Here is a 17,282-nt window from a genome sequence, read left to right as displayed (position 1 = left end):
CTTCCAGCGACTCCATCCTAGTCCGGCAGGGTAACGAGTCGGCAGGTGAGCGCCATAGGGCGCGATAGGGGGACCAGCTGCCACCGGGTTCAGACCAGTCCCAGAGCCTCCAGGGCCTCGGCCAGACAGGTGACTTCGACCACCTCCAGTCCCTGAATGGGCTTTCGGCCGCCTGAATGCAGGTCTGGCGGGACCAGCGCCCGGGTGAATCCCAGACGGGCGGCCTCCTGCAGCCGGTGGTTGAGCTGAGGCACCGGCCTGACCTGCCCGGTCAGGGATATCTCGCCCATGGCACAGGTGGTGCGCAGGATTGGCCGGGACTTGGCTGCACTGGCCAGCGCGGCCACGATGGCCAGGTCACATCCGGGTTCCTTGGCCAGTCCGCCGGCAATGGTGGACACATACAGGTCCCGTGTCAGCAGGTTGACGCGGCCGTGACGGTAGAGCACCGCGGCCAGCATGGCCAGACGGTTGGCGTCGATCCCGTTGGTGTTGCGTCTGGGCGTGGGCAGAACAGATGACGTGACCAGGGCTTGGATTTCGATGGGCAGACTGCGGTGGCCGTCCAAGGTGAAGGTCACGCAGGTGCCCTCCACCTCCTGCCCGGTCGTGGACAGGAAGAGCCCCGTGGGATCACTGACCTCCTCGATGCCCTGCTCGCCCATGTCGAAGCAGCCCACCTCGTCGGTGGGGCCGAAACGGTTCTTGACGGCCCTCAGCAGGCGCAGGGCGGTCTGGGAGTCGCCCTCGAACTGGCAGACCACATCGACCAGATGCTCCAGGGTCCGCGGTCCGGCGATGGAGCCGTCCTTGGTCACATGGCCGACCAGGAGGATGGGGATGTCGTGCGATTTGGCCATGTCGATCAGGCTGATGGCCACTTCGCGCACCTGCGTTGAGCCCCCGGAGATGCCGTCGACCTGGCTGGAGACGATGGTCTGGGCGGAGTCCACAATGGCCAGTGCCGGCTTCTCGCGCTCGATCAGCCCCAGCACCGTGGCCAGGTCGGTGGTCGAAGCCAGCAGCAGCGAATCCTTGAGCGCTCCCACCCGACTGGCTCGCATCCGCACCTGGGCCTGGGACTCCTCGCCCGATATGTAGAGCACCTTGCCTCCCTGGCCGCCCCGGTCGGCCACTCGGCCGGCGGTCTCCAGCAGGAGGGTGGACTTGCCTATGCCCGGCTCGCCGGCCAAGAGGATGACCGACCCGGGTACGATGCCCCCGCCCAGGACCCGGTCGAACTCCTCGAATCCTGTGGGAATGCGCTTTACCTGGTCCGTGCCTACCCGGGTGATGGGCCGGGCCAGGCCGTTCTTCGGGGGCGCAGGTGCCGTATGGCTGCCGCCGGATGCGGACAGCCCCCCGCCTGCACCTACGACACGGGCTTCGTGGAATTCCTCGATGGTTCCCCACTGGCCGCATTCCGGGCAGCGTCCGAACCACTTGCCGCCGGTCCACCCGCACTCCGTGCACACGTATTGCGTCGTCGTCTTGGCCATACCTGCACGCTATCGGGATTCAGGGACGAGGAGCTGGGCTTTTACGGCATCTTCGCAGTGCCGACACCCTGCCCATGAGAGAATGGAGGCATGGCTGACAATCCTTCTGCACCCGTGTCCTCTTCCTCTGACTCCTCCGCGCACGCCAGGCAGCGTCGTCGACGGATCGGTCTGGTCATCGCCCTGGCGGCGGTGGTGGTCCTGGTGCTCCTGTCGGCCTTTGTCTGGCCTCATTGGGCGGTGCGCAGCCCAGAACCCGTCGCCCAGGCCACGGCCTCCGCCTCCTCACAACCCTCGCAGGCCAGCAGCCCCAAGGCCACGGCGGTGCCCCTGCCTGATTCGGCTTCCGAGCTGCTCAAGGCCATGCCCGATACGGTCGGCGAGTTCGCCCGCGTCAAAGCGGATTCCGACAGCGAATGGAGCACCCGTACGCCTATCGAGGAGTACAACCTGGTCTACTCCACCGGCAAATCGGGCGGGGATGTGACCCTCCATCTGGCTCAGTGGTCCAGGAGCGAGGATGCCAAGGCGCTCTATGACAGCCAGTCCACGGGCATGTCCGGCAAGGAGCTGGCCTCGGGCAATGTTCGCAGCGGCGGTACAGTCACCGGATCCTATCTGGAGAAGTCGGATGGCGGCGACGAGCACAAGGCGCTGGTCATTTGGCAGAATGATACCGTGGTCTTCCGCGCTCAGGGCCAGCGGACAGCGCTGGAGGCTTTCTATAAGGCCTTCCCGCTTTAGTCGTCCCGTAAGCGGTGTACGATAAGCAAGTTGGACACTTCCAGGTAACTAAGGATCGGAGGCTCGGATGGGTTCTGTCATCAAGAAGCGCCGCAAGCGGATGAGCAAGAAGAAGCACCGCAAACTGCTGCGCAAGACTCGTCACCAGCGCAAGTAGCTTTATGACTTATGGCCCATCAGGGCCGACGAAGCCCCCCGCATCGAATGGACGCGGGGGGCTTCATGTATATTATCGCCGGTCATCGTGGCCAGTCGGATGCCTCCGGCCAGGAGGCGGGATGATTGCTGACGCTCACTTGTTGGCGTTGGTCATGACCCGGGGTCCGTTGGGATCGCCCACGATGACCGTGTCGACCATGTTGAGGAAGAGGCCATGTTCCACGACGCCCACGGTGGTGATCAGATCCTGGGCCAGATCCTGCGGGTGCTCGATCCGCTCCAGGTGCAGATCGATGATGTGGTTGTGCTCGTCGGTCAGAACCGGTTGCCCCTGGCCGTCCAGACGCAGGACCGGGTTATAGCCGCGCTCCTTGAAACGATCCAGGACGTGGCGCTCGCCGAAGGGGATGACCTCCACTGGCAGGGGGAAGCGGCCAATGGTGTCGACCACCTTGGACTCATCCACAATCCAGACGATCCTTCGGGAGTTGACGGCCACGATCTTCTCCCAGAGCAGGGCTGCGCCGCCGCCCTTGATGCCGTTGAAGTCCTTGTCGACCTCGTCGGCCCCGTCAATGGTGACATCGATGTGATCCACCTGGTCGATGTCGACGATACGGATTCCGTAGCCTTCAGCCTGCTCCTTGGTCCGCCGGGAGGTGGTCACGCCGGTGAACTCCAATCCCTCTTCCTTGACGCGCCGTCCCAGTTCATCCACGAAGAACCGGACCGTGGACCCGGTGCCCAACCCGGCGGTCATGCCGTTCTCGACCAGCTTGGCTGCCTCGATGCCGGCGGCCTTTTTCAGTCTGTCCTGCTCGGTCTTGTCCATACACGCTCCTTCATGCCCGCATGCGCTCAACGGCTGGTGTCTGCGGGTCTTGTTGGTTCAGGTTCACTCCAGTGTAGACGATGGCCCCTGACGGTCCAGGAGCCGTTCAATCCTCCACTTCGATGGCATGCAGGCGGAAAGGCGCCTCCTTGATGGTCACGTAGCCGTCAGGGTCGATGTCCGCATCTATATCGATGCTGCCGACGATATGCAGATCGTGCCCGGTGAACATGCTGCTGCCGGATGGGGGCGGCGTGATGCGGATGCGGCCGCTGGCTCTCAGCCCCCGAGCGCCGGAATTCTTGGTATCTTGGTCAACCGTGTCGGTGTCCGAGGTGTCCTTGAGGTCCCGTGAGGGTTCATCTTCCTGGCCGTCGGCCATGCCAGGGTCAGGTGTGCCATTGTCTGCGTCAGCTGTTGTTTCCACTGATTCGGCCTGCTCGGCATCCACAGCCTCGGACTCGACGGCGGTTTCGGCCAGATCTTTCTGCTCCTCCTGGTCCAGGCGATCCTTCTTGCGGCCCAGCTCGTCCAGGACTTGGGGTCCTCCGTCCAGTTCGGCCTTGACTGCGGGCGGCACCTGCGTGCCCTGGGCATAGGGGGAGGCCAGCAGCGAACGCCAGCCCTCGATGGGCAGACAGCCTTCCCGGTCTCCCTTGCCTGCAGCTGTGGCGTAGCCTCGGGCCAGAGTATCCACTTTCTCGTTGAAAGTGTTGCCAGCGTGGCCCTTGACCCAGACAAACCTGACCGATCCCGTCCGTGCCTGGATCTCCCGGTCGATGGCTTCAATGAGCGGGCGGTTCTTGACGGGCTTGCCCTGGGAGTTCTTCCAGCCCTTCTTCTTCCACCCGGGCACCCAGGTGGTGGAGCAGTTGATGGCGTATTGGGAGTCGGTTTCGATGACCAGCGGACGTTCGCCTGGGTGGGCGCGCAGGGCCTGCAGCACGGCGCACAGTTCGCCGATCTGATTGGTGCCGTTGCTGGCGCCGCCCGCATCCGCGTCGCCGCCCTCGTGATCGGCCCAGGCCCAGCCCATGGGGCCATTGGGGTTGCTCAGTGCGCTGCCGTCGGTGGAGACGACCAGATTCTTGTCATTGGTCATGGTTCCAGTCTAAGCAGGAAAATAAAGAACCCCCACGCCAGGGATGGTTCTGTCTGCAGCTCAGCCCAGGGCCTTGGCGACCACCTGATCGGCGTCGTCCAGTACCTGGTCCAGGGCCTCGGGGGAAACGAAGGATTCGGCGTAGACCTTGTAGATGTTCTCGGTGCCGGAGGGGCGGGCGGCGAACCAGTTGTTCCGGGTGGTCACCTTGATGCCTCCGATTTTGGCCCCATTGCCCGGGGCCTCGGTCAGCCTGGCAGTGATGGGCTCGCCGGCCAGGGTGGAGGCCGTCACGTCGTCGCTGTTCAGCCGGGCGAACTTCTGCTTCTGCTCCAAGGTGGTCGGGGTGTCCACCCGCTTGTACCAGCTTTGGCCGAAGCGCTCCACCTGCTCCTGGTGGAGCTGGGCCGGGTTCTTTCCGGTCTTGGCTGTTATTTCGGCAGCCAGGAGGTCGGGGATCAGCCCGTCCTTGTCGGTCGTCCAGACGCGGCCGTCCCGGCGCAGGAAGCTCATCCCGGAGCTCTCCTCGCCACCGAAGGCCACCTCGCCCTTGAAGAGGGGGTCGACGAACCACTTGAAGCCCACAGGCACCTCGATCAGCCTGGCGCCGATGGAGGCGGCCACGCGGTCGATCAGGGAGGAGGAGACCAGGGTCTTGCCGATGCCGGCACCCCGGGGCCATCCGGGTCTGTTGCCCGAGAAGAGGTATTCCACGCAGACGGCGATGTAATGATTGGGGTTCATGACGCCGGTACCCGGACAGACGATGCCGTGCCGGTCGGCGTCCGGATCGGTGCCGCCCACCAGGTCGTAGGAGCCCCAGGCTCCGGCGTTGAGGCGATCCACCAGCCCCTTCATGGCATAGGGGGAGCTGGGATCCATGCGGATCTTCCCATCGTGGTCGATGGTCATGAATCGCCAGGTCGGATCCACCTCCGGGTTGACGACGCCGATGTCCAGGCCGTACTTTTCATTGATCAGCGGCCAGTAGTTGACCGAGGCGCCGCCCAGCGGATCGATGCCCAGACGGACCCCGGAGGATCTGATCAGATCAAAGTTGATGACATTGCCCAGGTCGGCCACATAGTGCTCCCGGTAGTCGAAGCGCTCCACCAGGTCTGATTTGATGGCATCCTCGAAGGGAATCCGCTTGACCTGCCTGTAGTCGCCCAGGAGTTCGTTTGCCCGTTGTGCGATGGCATTGGTGGTTTCGGCCGGAGCCGGACCGCCTGTGGGCGGGTCATACTTGAATCCGCCGTCAGTGGGTGGGTTGTGGGAGGGGGTGACCACAATGCCGTCGGCCAGGTCCTTGCCGGAGAAGCGCTGGGTGCCGTCGGCCGCCCGGTTGTGTGTGAGGATGGCCTGAGAGACGGTGGGGGTGGGAGTGTAGTCATCATTGGCATCGATGCGCACCCGGACCCCGTTTGCGGTCAGGACCTCGATGGCCGTCTTCCAGGCGGGCAGGGAGAGGGCGTGGGTGTCGCGGCCCAGGTAGAGCGGTCCGGTGACCACGTCCTTGGCCCGCTGTTCGGCTATGGCCTGGCTGATGGCCACGATGTGGGCCTCGTTGAAGGATGTGGCCAGGGCGGAGCCGCGATGCCCGGAGGTACCGAAGGACACCCGCTGGGAGGGAATGGAAGGATCGGGGACGAGATCGTAGTACCTGCCGATCAGATCGTCGACGTTGATCAGATCTTCTGGGCTGGCAGGCTTGCCCGCATTCTGTGCTGTCATGGCTTCCATCATGCCACCCCGGCATGAGAAAGCGGACAGAGGAGCAACAGGCTCTTTCAGTCTCAGTCGGACTGGGGCACCCGCACGTCCAGGGCCCGGCGCTCCACGCTGAGTGCGATGTGGCGGGTCTCGCCCAGAATGTCGCCGTCCACCTGTGCCAGGGCGGGCTTCTCCAGGCGGATCTCCGCCTTTGTCCCCTGCAGCTGGACGATGGTGGAGTTGGTCGACAGGGGGCTCTGGCTGGACTTGCGGGTGATGGTCTGATGCATGACATCCCCGAAGAGGTTGGCCCAGCCGATCAGGCCGGCGGTGGTGTCGATGATCTCGAAGTCCAGGATGCCGTCATCGTAGGAGGCGTCGGGCATCAGGGAGAACCCCGGAATCTCCCCGCAGTTGCCGGCCATGAAAGTACGGAAGGTCACTGAGGTGTTGGTCTGCGTGACCTGGTCGGGCCGGGTGATGGCGATGTCGGCGGTGTACTTGGGTGCGAACAGATGCTTGGCGCCGCTGATGAAATAAGCCAGCCAGCTGACGGTCTTCTTCAGGTTGGGGTCGGTGTCGTCAATCATCAGGGCGTCGAAACCAATGCCTGCGATGATCAGGAAGGCGTGACCATGGCCTTGGTCCTGATCGTCTGCGTCAAGCAGGGCCATGCGGCCCACATCCACCTGGGTGGATCCGTGCGAGGTGGCCACGGCCAGGGCAGCGTCCAGATCGCCTACGGGAATGCCCATGTTCCGCGCGAAGAGGTTTCCGGTCCCGATGGGGATGATGCCCATGACATGGTCGCTGGAAGCCATGGCGCTGGCTACGGTGCGCACTGTCCCATCCCCGCCCACGGCAACGACTACGTTGGCTCCACGCTCCAGTGCCATGCGGGCACAGGCCCTCCCGTCCCGATCCAGCTGGGTTTCGATGAAGCTGAACTCGCGAATGCCCTTGTCCCGGCAGTATTGCTGGATGCGCTCGCGGGCGGCGGCTGCCTGGGGTTTGGAGGGGTTGATGACGAAAGCGTAGCTGAGCTGGTCGTCGTCCCGGGCCAGGATCTGCATGGCGAACCTATGCCGTCTTTGGGCTCGGACGATCAGCACCACCGCAGTGACGACAATGGCCGCCGCTGCCAGGATGGTGAGGATGACGACCGCTGGAATTGGCATGACTCTATTTTGCGCGCCGTGCCGACCCGCAGCCCTTGGGCGTGTCCGACGTGAACGAACCCTCTACAGCAATCACGCTGACAGTATGAGCTGATTGAGTAGTGAAAACCGTGAAGTTAAGATGGCACTCGGTCCATGTGGTCCCCTCGGTCTGGAGTTGCAACGGCTTCGTGCGCTGGAAGTCCGGGAAAGCCAGGGGGTATGGGGAGAGGAGGCAGGCATGGATAAGTACAAGAGCGTGTTCGACATCATAGGTCCCATCATGATTGGTCCCTCCAGCTCGCATACGGCTGGGGCAGTGGCCATTGGACGAGTTGGCCATACTCTTGTGGAGGGCGTTCCCAGCCGTGCTGATATTCATTACTATGATTCTTTCGCCCGCACGCACAGCGGCCACGGTACCGACTATGCCATTATCAGTGGCCTGCTGGGTTTTGCCCCGGATGACCCCCGGGTGCCTGATGCCATCGGCATCGCCCGCAGGCAGGGTATGGATCTGACCTTCCACGAAGAGGATGAGCCCAGTCCCATCGACCATCCGAATACCGCTGTCCTGGATTTGCAGGGCCCAGCCGGGCGGGTGATTTACGCGGCTTGCTCCATCGGGGGCGGGACCATTGAAGTGCGGCGTATCAACTTGGACGGCTGCCTGATCACTCCTCCCGGGCTTCTGCCCATCCTGCTGGTGGAACTGGATGAATCCGAAAAGAGCGCCGGTCGGCGATTGGAGCGCATACGCGATCTGCTTCGGGAAGAGGGCGTGACCAAGCAGACCAGGTATGAGCCCGAAGGTCCGGCCGGCATGGCGGTGTACGAGTTCGACCTGGACAATCCGCTGTCCGCGCAGCAACAGAGGCAGATCGCGGGTCACTCGTCCCGGATGATTTATATCGACTAGGAGGCATGGCGCATGTTCACTTCGATCGCTGAACTCGTGAGTATGGCCGAAGGGCGCGGCTCGTCGATATCCGAAGTGGCCATTGACGAGGAGGTGCGACGTTCGCACCAGACCCGCGAACAGGTCTGGGAGAGAATGGCCAGGAACCTGCAGGTCATGCAGGCTGCCGTGGCCAGGGGGTCCCAGGGCGATGGCGTATTTTCCAAGACTGGGCTGAGCGGTGGTCAGGCGGCTCTGCTGGAGCATTACCGGAAGACACGAACCAGCCTGAGCGGCGATGCCATCCTGCAGGCCGTGGAGGCCGCCATGGCTACCAATGAGGTCAACGCGGCCATGGGCATCATCTGTGCTACCCCTACGGCCGGCTCCTCCGGGACCCTGCCCGGAGTGCTCACCGTGCTCAGGAACCGACTGGGGCTGGATGACGATGGGCTGATCCGTTGCCTGTTCACGGCAGGGGCTTTCGGACTGGTTACGGCCAATAAGGCGATGATCTCCGGAGCCACAGGTGGCTGTCAGGCCGAGGTTGGCAGCGCATCCGGCATGGCCGCTGCTGCAGCGGTTGAGGGTGCAGGGGGCGATCCCAATTCCAGTGCCCAGGCCTTCGCCATAGCCATGAGCAACCTGCTGGGCCTCGTCTGCGATCCTGTGGCTGGGCTGGTGGAGGTGCCTTGCGTCAACCGCAACGCCATCGGCACTGCCAACGCTTTGATCGCTGCTGATATCGCCTTGTCGGGTGGCGTCAGCAGGATCCCGCCCGATGAGGTCATTGCAGCCATGAAGTCCATCGGCGAGAGCATGCCCTCATCGCTGAGGGAGACCGGCATCGGCGGGCTCGCGGGCACCCCCACCGGCAAACGGTTCCGTAAGACTGTATTCGGCAAGTGATGCGGGCCAGGCGCATATACATATCAGGGACAATCGGTTCCCGTCCGTCTTCCCGTCCTTCTTGCTCTTTTCGACTGGGTCGGCGGCCGGACCGGTTGCAGCAGAGGTCATAAGGCCCGGAAAGAGGTGTGCGGGGCCGGTTTTCGTGTCCCCTGAAAGTCATAGAATTCAGATATGTTAGATATCAGGTTCATTCAGGAACATCCGGATGTTGTCCGTGAATCACAGCGCAAACGTGGCGAATCGGTCGAACTCGTCGACGAAGTGCTGAAGGCGGACAGCGAGCGCAGGGCCGCACTCCAGGATTACGAGAGCTACAGGGCCGAGCAGAAGTCGCTCGGTAAGCGCATGGGCTCGGCGTCTCCTGATGAGAAAGCCGACCTCCTGGCCCGGACCAAGAGCCTGTCGGACAAGGTGAACGCCTGCAAGGCAGCCTCCGACGAGGCCAACGCCAGGTACACCGATTTGATGTGGAAGTTCAGCAACGTAGTGGAGCCCGAGGCACCCGAGGGCGGCGAGGACGACTACGTGGTGGTCAAGAAGATCGGCACTCCGCGCGACTTCGCCAAGGAGGGCTTCGAACCCAAGAACCACCTGGACCTGGGCGTGGGCGTGGCCGGCATCGATATGCGCAGGGGCGTCAAGGTCTCCGGATCCCGCTTCTACTTCCTGCGCGGGGATGTGGCCCGGCTGGAGATCGCCATGCTGACCATGGCCGTGGACCAGGCCATGGAGCATGGATTCATTCCTACGATCACCCCCACCTTGGTCCGGCCTGAGGTCATGGCCGGCACCGGCTTCCTCAATGCCCATGCCGACGAGATCTATCGCCTGCGTGAGCCCGACGACCAGTATCTGGTGGGCACCTCCGAGGTCTCCCTGGCCGGCATGCACGAGGACGAGATTCTGGACCTGAGCAAGGGTCCGCTGCGCTACTGCGGCTGGTCCAGCTGCTACCGGCGCGAGGCTGGCTCCGCCGGCAAGGACACCATGGGCATCATCCGTGTCCACCAGTTCGACAAGGTTGAGATGTTCGTCTACTGCAAGCAGGAGGACTCCCGCGACCAGCATCAGCAGCTGCTGGCCATGGAGCAGGAGATGCTGGCCAAGGTGGACGTGCCCTACCGGATCATCGACACCGCCGCAGGAGACCTGGGGTCCTCGGCAGCGCGCAAGTTCGACTGCGAGGCCTGGGTGCCCACCCAGGGTCGCTACCGCGAGCTGACGTCAACCTCCAATTGCACCGAGTACCAGGCCCGCCGCCTCAACGAGCGCGAGCGGCTGGAAGATGGCTCCACCCGTCCTGTCAGCACCCTGAACGGGACCCTGGCCACCACCCGTTGGCTGGTCGCCATCCTGGAGAACCACCAGAATGCCGACGGCTCCATCGTCATCCCTGAGGCCATGCGCTCCTATGTGGGCGGCAAGGAGGTCATCGAGCCCAAGACCTGGGAGGCCTGAACCGCCTCTGCCGAGATTGGTCGACATTCCGCTGGTGGTTGGACCAATCTTGATGTCGTATGATGAGTGACGTGCCTGATCGGCACGTCTTATGGACAGGTGTCTGAGCGGCCGAAAGAGACGGTCTTGAAAACCGTTGTGGCGCAAGCCACCGCGGGTTCGAATCCCGCCCTGTCCGCCTGGTGGATGCCCCGGAGCTCATTCCGGGGCATTCCTGTATTCGCTGAAATCCCCTGTTTGCAGAGCGGTTTGGGCTGGAACCTGGTGCCTACAATGATGGATGGTAGCCATGAGTAATCACGCGAGCCGACCCTTGGGCGCCGACTCTGCAAGGGAAAGGTCGGGTCGTGGATCAATTCATCGCCATTGTCTCTCTGATCGGGGACTGGTTGCTTTTCACATTCCCTCTCTTCCAGGGGCTGATGGAGCTGCAGGAATATCAGGAGCTCCTGGACGACTTTGATCAGCTCAGCAAGAATTGGGATGAGGTCTCGCCCTGGTGGTGGCTGGTGCCCATCGTCAAGATCCAGCTGGAACGTAAACGCGGGCACGAAATTCTCCGTCAGGCTACCAGGACCAGATCAGAACGTCGACGGGCGCTGAGCTTCCTCGACCAGGCGACCGCCTGGTACTTCGTGTCGGTCGCAGGCTGGCTGAAGATGGTTTCCTCCTCTTATGAATTGCTTGAGACATACGAAGCCAAAGAGAACATATGGCTGCTGGTCCTTCTGATCGTTCTGCTGACCTCCGGCGGTCTCTTCAACGCCTACTATCGCATAGACAGGAAGCGGATAGGCCAGAAGGAGAAGGAGCTGAAGCCCGACTCGGAGGTGGCCAACGACTGATGAGGCACCCATGAGACCTGGCAACGGCAGCACTGATCCTGCAGCCAGAGTAGACCTTGGCGCCCCGGTCGGTATGGATAAGAAGCCATTAGATTCGGGGGACAGGATGGTTCCCCAGCCGGTGCGAGAGCTTCTGGATGGTTTGAGAACGAATTGGCGCGTCGTACAGCATCCGCCTTTGGACACCATCGACCAGGGCATGGAGCTGGGCATCGCTGACCTGCTGGGGCTCTCTGCAGAAAACCTGTCCAAGTTCCTGCTGCTGGAGGATGTTGGAGGGCTGCTGATACTCCTGGTGGCCAAGGGTATAGTGCGGCCGGATCTGCGCCAGGTGCGGGAAGTGGTCGGATGTCGAAGGCTGCACATGGCCTCGGCTGCCACCTTGCGTCAGCGTCTGGATACGGTGCCGGGTCGGGTCTCGCTGCTTGATCTTGTGGGCCATCGCGGCCAGGTGGACACCACCGTCCTGGACGGCAATCTGACGGCAACTGACGAACAGACAGCACTGCCGTTGGGCTCCGACGATGTGTCCGTCTGCTTGCCTGGCTCCTGCCTGCCGGATCTTGCTCGGAAGCTGGCATCCCAGGTGTTCATACTGCCGGAGGGTTGAAGTCGTCGACTCAGCCATTGCTCCTGGTCTCTGCCCTGAGAGAAGCTGGAAACCGTTGTGCGCGAAGGAGGGAAGGAGCGGACCGGTGAGGCTGAATCTGTCTAGAGGAAAGCCGTCGGCAGATGAGATGGATCAGACCCATCGTTCCGACCAGCTGCAGGCGACCAGATCGGGTCGAGCCAGCCGGTGGCTGGTGGCGCTCAGGGCCGCCTGTTGCGGATTGCTGGTGGGAGTACTGGTGGTGCTCTACCGGCAGGGCATCGGCTATGGCACCAGGTTCGCTCGATGGGCCTACGCACAGATGCGTGATCAACCCCTGCTGATCCTTCCTTGGCTGCTGGCCGCCCTGCTGGTAGGCCTGACCCTGGCCTGGATGGTCCACCGGGTTCCCATGGCCTCCGGCTCCGGCATCCCACAGGTGGAGGGAGTGGTCATCCATGGCATGCGCATGCCTGCCATCCCTGTGCTGGGTGTGCGGTTCCTGGGCGGTCTGGCCTGCGGCATGTTCGGCTTGTCTCTGGGACGCGAGGGGCCCTCGGTGCAGATCGGTGCGGCCGGTTCCCAGCTGGTTTCCCGTGGATTGCGTCGGGACCGTGTGGAGGAGACCTGCCTGGTGACCTCCGGTGCGGCCGCCGGTCTGTCTGCGGCATTCAACGCGCCCCTGTCGGGGATGGTCTTCGCCCTGGAGGAGATCCACCGGTCCTTCTCTCCCATGATTCTTCTTTCGGCGGCCATGGCCTGCCTGAGTGCTGATTTCATCGCCAAGAACCGCTTCGGTCTGCGTCCGGTCCTGGACTTCACTGCTATGCCGCAGCTGACCATCGCCCAGTATCTGCTGATGATCCCCCTTGGGCTGGTGGCCGGCCTGGTGGGAGCTGCCATGAACCGTCTGCTGCTGGGTGCACAGAGCCTTTATAGCCATCTGCCCTCGAAGCTGGGACCGGTGATCTCCCTTTTCCTGGCCCTGCCGGTCGGATTGCTGCTGCCTGCTGTTCTGGGTGGCGGCGAGGACCTGATCGGCAAGGCGGAAGGCGTTCGCGAGCTGGTCTGGTCGGTGGCCGTCAACCTGCTGGTCCTGCTCCTGGTCAAGATGCTCTTTACGGCCACTTCCTTCGGCAGTGGCGCCCCTGGTGGCATCTTCATGCCCATTCTGGCTGTCGGCACGCTGACCGGGTCCCTATGCGGGATGGGTGCGGCCGCCCTGGGAATGCCCGTTCGAATCATTCCGGTCTGCGCGGTCTGTGCCATGGCTGGCACCCTGACGGCCTCGGTCAAGGCCCCCATAACCTCCATCCTGCTGACGGTGGAGATGTCTGGCTCACTGGTCCATATGCTTCCCGTGGCCCTGTGCGCCTTCACAGCCCTGATGGTGTCCGATTTGTTGCGTGTCGAGCCCATTTACGAGGCTCTGCTGGAGCGTTACCGCCGAGGGCATGCTCCCGATGACCAGGCTCCTGACAGGGTGACTGTCGAGTTTCCCATAGAGCATGGCAGCCCGGCGGCTGGTCGTCTGCTGGGGCAGGTTCCCTGGCCGCACGGATGCGCCGTTGTCGGTCTGCGCAGGGGCGAGCATCGGCTGATTCCCGCTGGTGATCTGCGACTGCTCGCAGGAGACGGTGTCATCCTGCTCTGTCCGGGTGATCGCCTGGACCAGGCCCGTCAGGTCATGGAAGGCCTCTGTCGCTGACGGGTGCTCTTTAGAGGATAGTCAGGCACTGCCCGTGGACTGCCACGGCCTGGCTGTTGCTGATAGCCACCATGGGACCATCGTCGCCGTAGCGGTCCAGAATTTTTCTGGTCACCCCGGCGAAGGGCTCGGAATCAAGGTGGGGGAGGAGGCGGAAGTCCACCAGACCCAGCCCGGCGGTGGATTCCAGATCAGGAGCGGCCGAGCGTGGATCCATGGCATCCAGGAAGCCGATATCGGGACCGGTCACCACTGCGCCGGCCGATTCGCCGATGTAGGGTTTGCCCTGATCCACCTGCTGCCTGATTAGATCAGCAGCACCTGAGCGACGCAGCTCCTGCAGCAGGAAGAAGGTGTTGCCGCCGGACAGGTAGATCAGGTCGTCCTCCTCAAGGCTCCGGCGTATGGTCTCCGGATCGGCGGTCGAGACCTCCAGGTCGTCGATTTGACAGCCCATGTCGGTGAAGGCCCGGCGAGCCTCCTGGACATAACCATCCGAACCTTGTGGAAGATTGGCCGTGGGGATGAAGGCCACCGTATGGTTCCTGGGCGAGCCTTCGAGGAAGGTAGCCAGCCTATCAGCGGTAGCGGAGAATGAGGATGTGAGCAGCAGCCGACGCATGACGGCTCCTTTCATGCCAGGCGGGACTTCCTCCCTGGGGCAGGTCGGAAGCGTGGGACCGACCATTGCTGGCCTCAATATATCCATGAAACGGCCTTTACCTGGTGATTGACCACGTTGTAGGTCCGGATGCCTAGTCTGAGGGCATGGCAAGGCAGCATCAGGAGTTTCGGCAGGAATCGGGCCAAGACATCTCAAGTGACATGTCTGATTATGATTTCTCTGGCAACGACAAGTTCAGCGACGACCGTCCCGATCCCGCAGCCCCCGGCGGCAGCATCCTCTTCGGTCTACCCGGTACCCTGGTGGATCGGGACCCACGCCGAGCCCTGGTTGGGCAGTACCCTGACGGGGTGATCGATATGGTGCTGGACCCGGAGGACCCTTGGGGTTTCGCCTGTGTCAGCAGGCAGATCAATCTGGGCGTGGATCCGCAGCAGGCACTGGCCGACTATGAAACCACTCACGGGCCTGCGGTCGCCTGGGTGGTCCGCATCTGTCTGGAAAACTACACCCTGGCAGTGAAGGGCCTGCTTCCCGGGGCGTCGGAGCTGTTGGAGGATCTGCGGAGGGCAGGCCTGACCCTATGGGGCCTGGCGGCAACGACCCGTCAGCTGATCGAAGCGGCATCCGAGGTCCTTTCACCGCTCTCTGCGCTGAAAGGTGTACTGATCTCATCCGAGGAGCATATGGACCTTTCCGATTCGCTCTTCTATCGTCTGGCCCTGCGCCGCTTCGCCATCAGTCCCGGGCATACGATCTTCGTTGATGCGGATCCTGAGCATGTTGCCGTGGCTGACCGACTGGGCATGGATGGGATTGTTGCCGATGACATCCGCGGTCTGCGTCAGCTTCTTCGTCAGCGCGGCATCGCCTGTTGAGCGGGCTTTCAGACGATGCGGCGGTCTGCGGCCCAGCGGGTCAGTTCGGTTCGGTTGGACAGCTGGAGTTTACGCAGGACGTTGGAGACGTGGGTCTCAACAGTCTTGATGGAGATGAACAGCTCGGAGGCCACCTCGCGGTAGGTGTAGCCCCGGGCGATCAGGCGCATGACCTCCTGCTCGCGCGCAGAGAGCCGGTCCAGTTCGTCGTCTTCTGCCAGGCCGGCATCTGCGGTCTCGTCCTCCTGGAAGGCGGAGAGCACGAATCCGGCCAGCTTGGGGGAGAAGACAGCGTATCCTTCATGCACCTGGCGGATTGAGGAGACCAGGTCCTTGGCGGAGATGGTCTTGGTCACGTAACCACGGGCTCCAGCACGGATGACCGAACCCACGTCCCTGGGCGAGTCGGATACGGAGAGAGCCAGAAAAACCGACCGGGGGGAGAGGGGATGGGAACGGCTCAGAATTTCGGCACCTCCACCGCCCTGGCCACCCGGCACGTGCACATCCAGCAGAACCACGTCGGGACGGGTCTGCCCGACCATGAGGATGGAGGATTCCACGTCCGCCGCCTGACCCACGATGTGAAAATGCGGCTGTAGGGTGGTGATGACGCCGGTGCGGAACATCTCATGGTCGTCGACGACGGCTACGCGGATGTTTGCGGACCCATCCTTGGCTTGATGGAGCTCTGCTGCAGTCGTGGTCATGGGCGTGGTTCAGCCCGCCTTTCCCGACGCGGGGTCCTCAAGTGTGGGTGGGATCGGACCGGCATGCGTCTGTGAATGAATGGTTCACCATGCATCCTATCATTGCTGGGCATCGGTCCCTTTTTCACGCTGACCAACCTTGCCCTCCTGATGCTGGCTGGCCTCGGACAGCGGCATGTGCATTCTGACCTCGGTGCCCCAACCAGGACGGGAGACGATCTCGACCCTGCCACCACGTCGCCGAGTCCGGCCGATGATGGACTCGCGGATTCCCAAGCGGTCAGCCGGAATCGCATCCACATCGAAACCCGAACCGTGGTCGCGCACGTAGACCTCAACCTGATTCCTGCGGGCCTCGCAATATACGGAGATGGGTTCACCGCCGTGGGTGACGGCATTGACCAGGGCCTGTCGGGCCGCGTTGAGCAGGGCATCGGTCTGGGCGCAGGGCATGGCGTCTCCCACGGTGACCACCTCGATTGGCTTGCCTGAATCGTCCTCCACCTGTGCGGCTATCTGGCTCAGCCCGGTGCTGACGGACCGGTCTGAAGGGGTGCGTTCCTGGTAGAGCCAGTTGCGCAGATCTCGCTCCTGGGATCGGGCCAGAGTGAAGACGGTATGCGGGTCGTCGGCATGCAGCTGAATCAGGGCCAGGGTCTGCAGAACGCCATCGTGCAGATGGGCTGCCATATCGGCCCGCTCCTCCTCGCGTTCCTTCATGGCGCGTTCATCACCCAGCTGGCTAATGATTGAGCCGACCCAGGGCACGACCACCGCGGTTACGCCTACAAGAAGCAGGCCGGCCAGGACTATCAGGGTCAGGGCCCAATGCAATTCCTGGGTGGACAGCAGGAAGATTACCGCAGCCGACAGGATCAGGGCCAGGCTTCCGATCAGGGCCGGCAGGTGGTAGCCGGTTCCTTGGTTCTCCGGCCTCACCCAGGCCAGGACAAGTCCAGCGCAGAAAAGCAGGCAGGGGACGACAAAGGCGGGGCGCATACCGCTGCTGAGCAGAATGACCGCGGTCAGCAGGAGGATGATGCCCAGGCCTGCCAGCAGTCTGGTTACCCGCCCGGGAGTGATGCTGTGATCCTCCTTCTGACCTGGTTGCCCAGTAAGGATGCTGGGCGCCAGCGGGGCTGACCGCGGGTCATTCGGTTGGGCTGCCTGTGTGGGATCGCCCTGGGGAAGTGTCAACCAAAGAAAGCAGTAGACCACGCAGGTGATCATTTTGGGAGCCAGGAGAACCATGACCAGGCGTATCCAGAAGACGGGGATACCCAGGTGCAAACTGACGCCCTTGCAGACTCCGCACAGGATCCTGCCCTTGTGCGGCCTCATCAGGGGCATGCGCGCAGGGTGCAGAGGAGGCGGTTCCTTCAGCGTTTGTTCTTCCTGCATGGTTGCGTTCATGCTTCCATTATCGTTTTCGGACGGTGCCGATAAGGCAGTA

General features: G+C 62.9%; 17 protein-coding genes and 1 tRNA gene. 10 read left to right on the top strand and 8 right to left on the bottom strand.

The features are described from left to right. Positions 1-89: 89 nt before the first annotated feature. Positions 90-1,499 carry a DNA repair protein RadA gene (radA, locus tag JF70_RS06350; RefSeq protein WP_045935694.1) on the bottom strand — a complete coding sequence of 470 codons (1,410 nt, stop codon included), beginning with the start codon at positions 1,497-1,499 and terminating at the stop codon, positions 90-92. A 90-nt stretch (positions 1,500-1,589) separates the two neighbouring features. Between radA and JF70_RS06345 the strand changes: the two genes are divergently transcribed. Together JF70_RS06345 and JF70_RS08790 are read left to right on the top strand one after the other, a co-directional pair. Further along, entirely contained in the window at positions 1,590-2,243 is a 654-nt protein-coding gene (locus tag JF70_RS06345) for a hypothetical protein (RefSeq protein WP_082069435.1), read from the top strand. Between the two features lie 67 nt (positions 2,244-2,310). Beyond that, positions 2,311-2,400, top strand: a complete 90-nt coding sequence (locus tag JF70_RS08790; protein ID WP_004268639.1) for a 30S ribosomal protein bS22 — start codon at positions 2,311-2,313, stop codon at positions 2,398-2,400. Positions 2,401-2,535: 135 nt separating this feature from the next. Here JF70_RS08790 and rpiA read toward each other — a convergent pair whose 3' ends face one another. The 4 genes from rpiA to JF70_RS06325 form a co-directional block, all read right to left on the bottom strand. Further along, entirely contained in the window at positions 2,536-3,234 is a 699-nt protein-coding gene (gene rpiA / locus JF70_RS06340) for a ribose-5-phosphate isomerase RpiA (RefSeq protein WP_045935693.1), read from the bottom strand. Positions 3,235-3,340: 106 nt separating this feature from the next. Beyond that, entirely contained in the window at positions 3,341-4,336 is a 996-nt protein-coding gene (locus JF70_RS06335; protein WP_045935692.1) for a ribonuclease H family protein, read from the bottom strand. 60 nt (positions 4,337-4,396) lie between these two features. Then, a complete protein-coding gene (pgm, locus tag JF70_RS06330) occupies positions 4,397-6,070 on the bottom strand; it encodes a phosphoglucomutase (alpha-D-glucose-1,6-bisphosphate-dependent) (protein WP_045935691.1) in 1,674 nt (557 codons plus the stop codon). A 62-nt stretch (positions 6,071-6,132) separates the two neighbouring features. Beyond that, on the bottom strand, positions 6,133-7,227 hold the full coding sequence (locus tag JF70_RS06325) for a diacylglycerol/lipid kinase family protein (RefSeq protein ID WP_045935690.1): 1,095 nt from the start codon (positions 7,225-7,227) through the stop codon (positions 6,133-6,135). 220 nt (positions 7,228-7,447) lie between these two features. On the opposite strand from JF70_RS06325, the gene JF70_RS06320 reads away from it, so the two are divergent. The 7 genes from JF70_RS06320 to JF70_RS06290 all read left to right on the top strand — a co-directional run bounded on the left by JF70_RS06320 (position 7,448) and on the right by JF70_RS06290 (position 13,616). Further along, positions 7,448-8,125, top strand: a complete 678-nt coding sequence (locus tag JF70_RS06320) for a serine dehydratase beta chain (RefSeq protein ID WP_045935689.1) — start codon at positions 7,448-7,450, stop codon at positions 8,123-8,125. Positions 8,126-8,137: 12 nt separating this feature from the next. Further along, entirely contained in the window at positions 8,138-9,013 is an 876-nt protein-coding gene (sdaAA, locus tag JF70_RS06315) for an L-serine ammonia-lyase, iron-sulfur-dependent, subunit alpha (RefSeq protein ID WP_045935688.1), read from the top strand. 174 nt (positions 9,014-9,187) lie between these two features. Then, the gene (gene serS, locus JF70_RS06310) at positions 9,188-10,474 is read left to right on the top strand and encodes a serine--tRNA ligase (RefSeq protein ID WP_045935687.1); all 1,287 of its coding nucleotides are present in this window, start codon (positions 9,188-9,190) and stop codon (positions 10,472-10,474) included. 93 nt (positions 10,475-10,567) lie between these two features. Next, positions 10,568-10,652, top strand: a tRNA-Ser gene (locus JF70_RS06305). 169 nt (positions 10,653-10,821) lie between these two features. Next, positions 10,822-11,319 (top strand): hypothetical protein, encoded by a 498-nt coding sequence (locus JF70_RS06300; protein ID WP_045935686.1) that lies wholly within the window; start codon positions 10,822-10,824, stop codon positions 11,317-11,319. Between the two features lie 10 nt (positions 11,320-11,329). Further along, complete coding sequence (locus JF70_RS06295; protein ID WP_082069434.1) at positions 11,330-11,929, top strand: YbaK/EbsC family protein; 600 nt, start codon at positions 11,330-11,332, stop codon at positions 11,927-11,929. 127 nt (positions 11,930-12,056) lie between these two features. Further along, complete coding sequence (locus JF70_RS06290) at positions 12,057-13,616, top strand: ClC family H(+)/Cl(-) exchange transporter (protein ID WP_420804945.1); 1,560 nt, start codon at positions 12,057-12,059, stop codon at positions 13,614-13,616. Positions 13,617-13,626: 10 nt separating this feature from the next. Here the strand turns inward: JF70_RS06290 and JF70_RS06285 are convergent, their stop codons facing one another. Then, entirely contained in the window at positions 13,627-14,253 is a 627-nt protein-coding gene (locus JF70_RS06285; protein WP_197069111.1) for a Type 1 glutamine amidotransferase-like domain-containing protein, read from the bottom strand. A gap of 188 nt (positions 14,254-14,441) precedes the next feature. Between JF70_RS06285 and JF70_RS06280 the strand changes: the two genes are divergently transcribed. Continuing rightward, positions 14,442-15,119: an HAD family hydrolase gene (locus JF70_RS06280; RefSeq protein WP_045935683.1), complete on the top strand. Its 678-nt coding sequence runs from the start codon at positions 14,442-14,444 to the stop codon at positions 15,117-15,119. Positions 15,120-15,127: 8 nt separating this feature from the next. Here the strand turns inward: JF70_RS06280 and JF70_RS06275 are convergent, their stop codons facing one another. After that, on the bottom strand, positions 15,128-15,829 hold the full coding sequence (locus tag JF70_RS06275) for a LuxR C-terminal-related transcriptional regulator (protein WP_045935682.1): 702 nt from the start codon (positions 15,827-15,829) through the stop codon (positions 15,128-15,130). A 99-nt stretch (positions 15,830-15,928) separates the two neighbouring features. Beyond that, positions 15,929-17,230, bottom strand: coding sequence for an ATP-binding protein (locus JF70_RS06270; protein WP_045936198.1), 1,302 nt, complete (start codon positions 17,228-17,230; stop codon positions 15,929-15,931). Positions 17,231-17,282 lie beyond the last annotated feature (52 nt).

Source organism: Bifidobacterium mellis (genome assembly GCF_000967265.1).
GTDB lineage: Bacteria > Actinomycetota > Actinomycetes > Actinomycetales > Bifidobacteriaceae > Bombiscardovia > Bombiscardovia mellis.
Note: the sequence above shows the minus strand (reverse complement) of the source record. Positions and strands in the feature narration are given on the sequence as shown.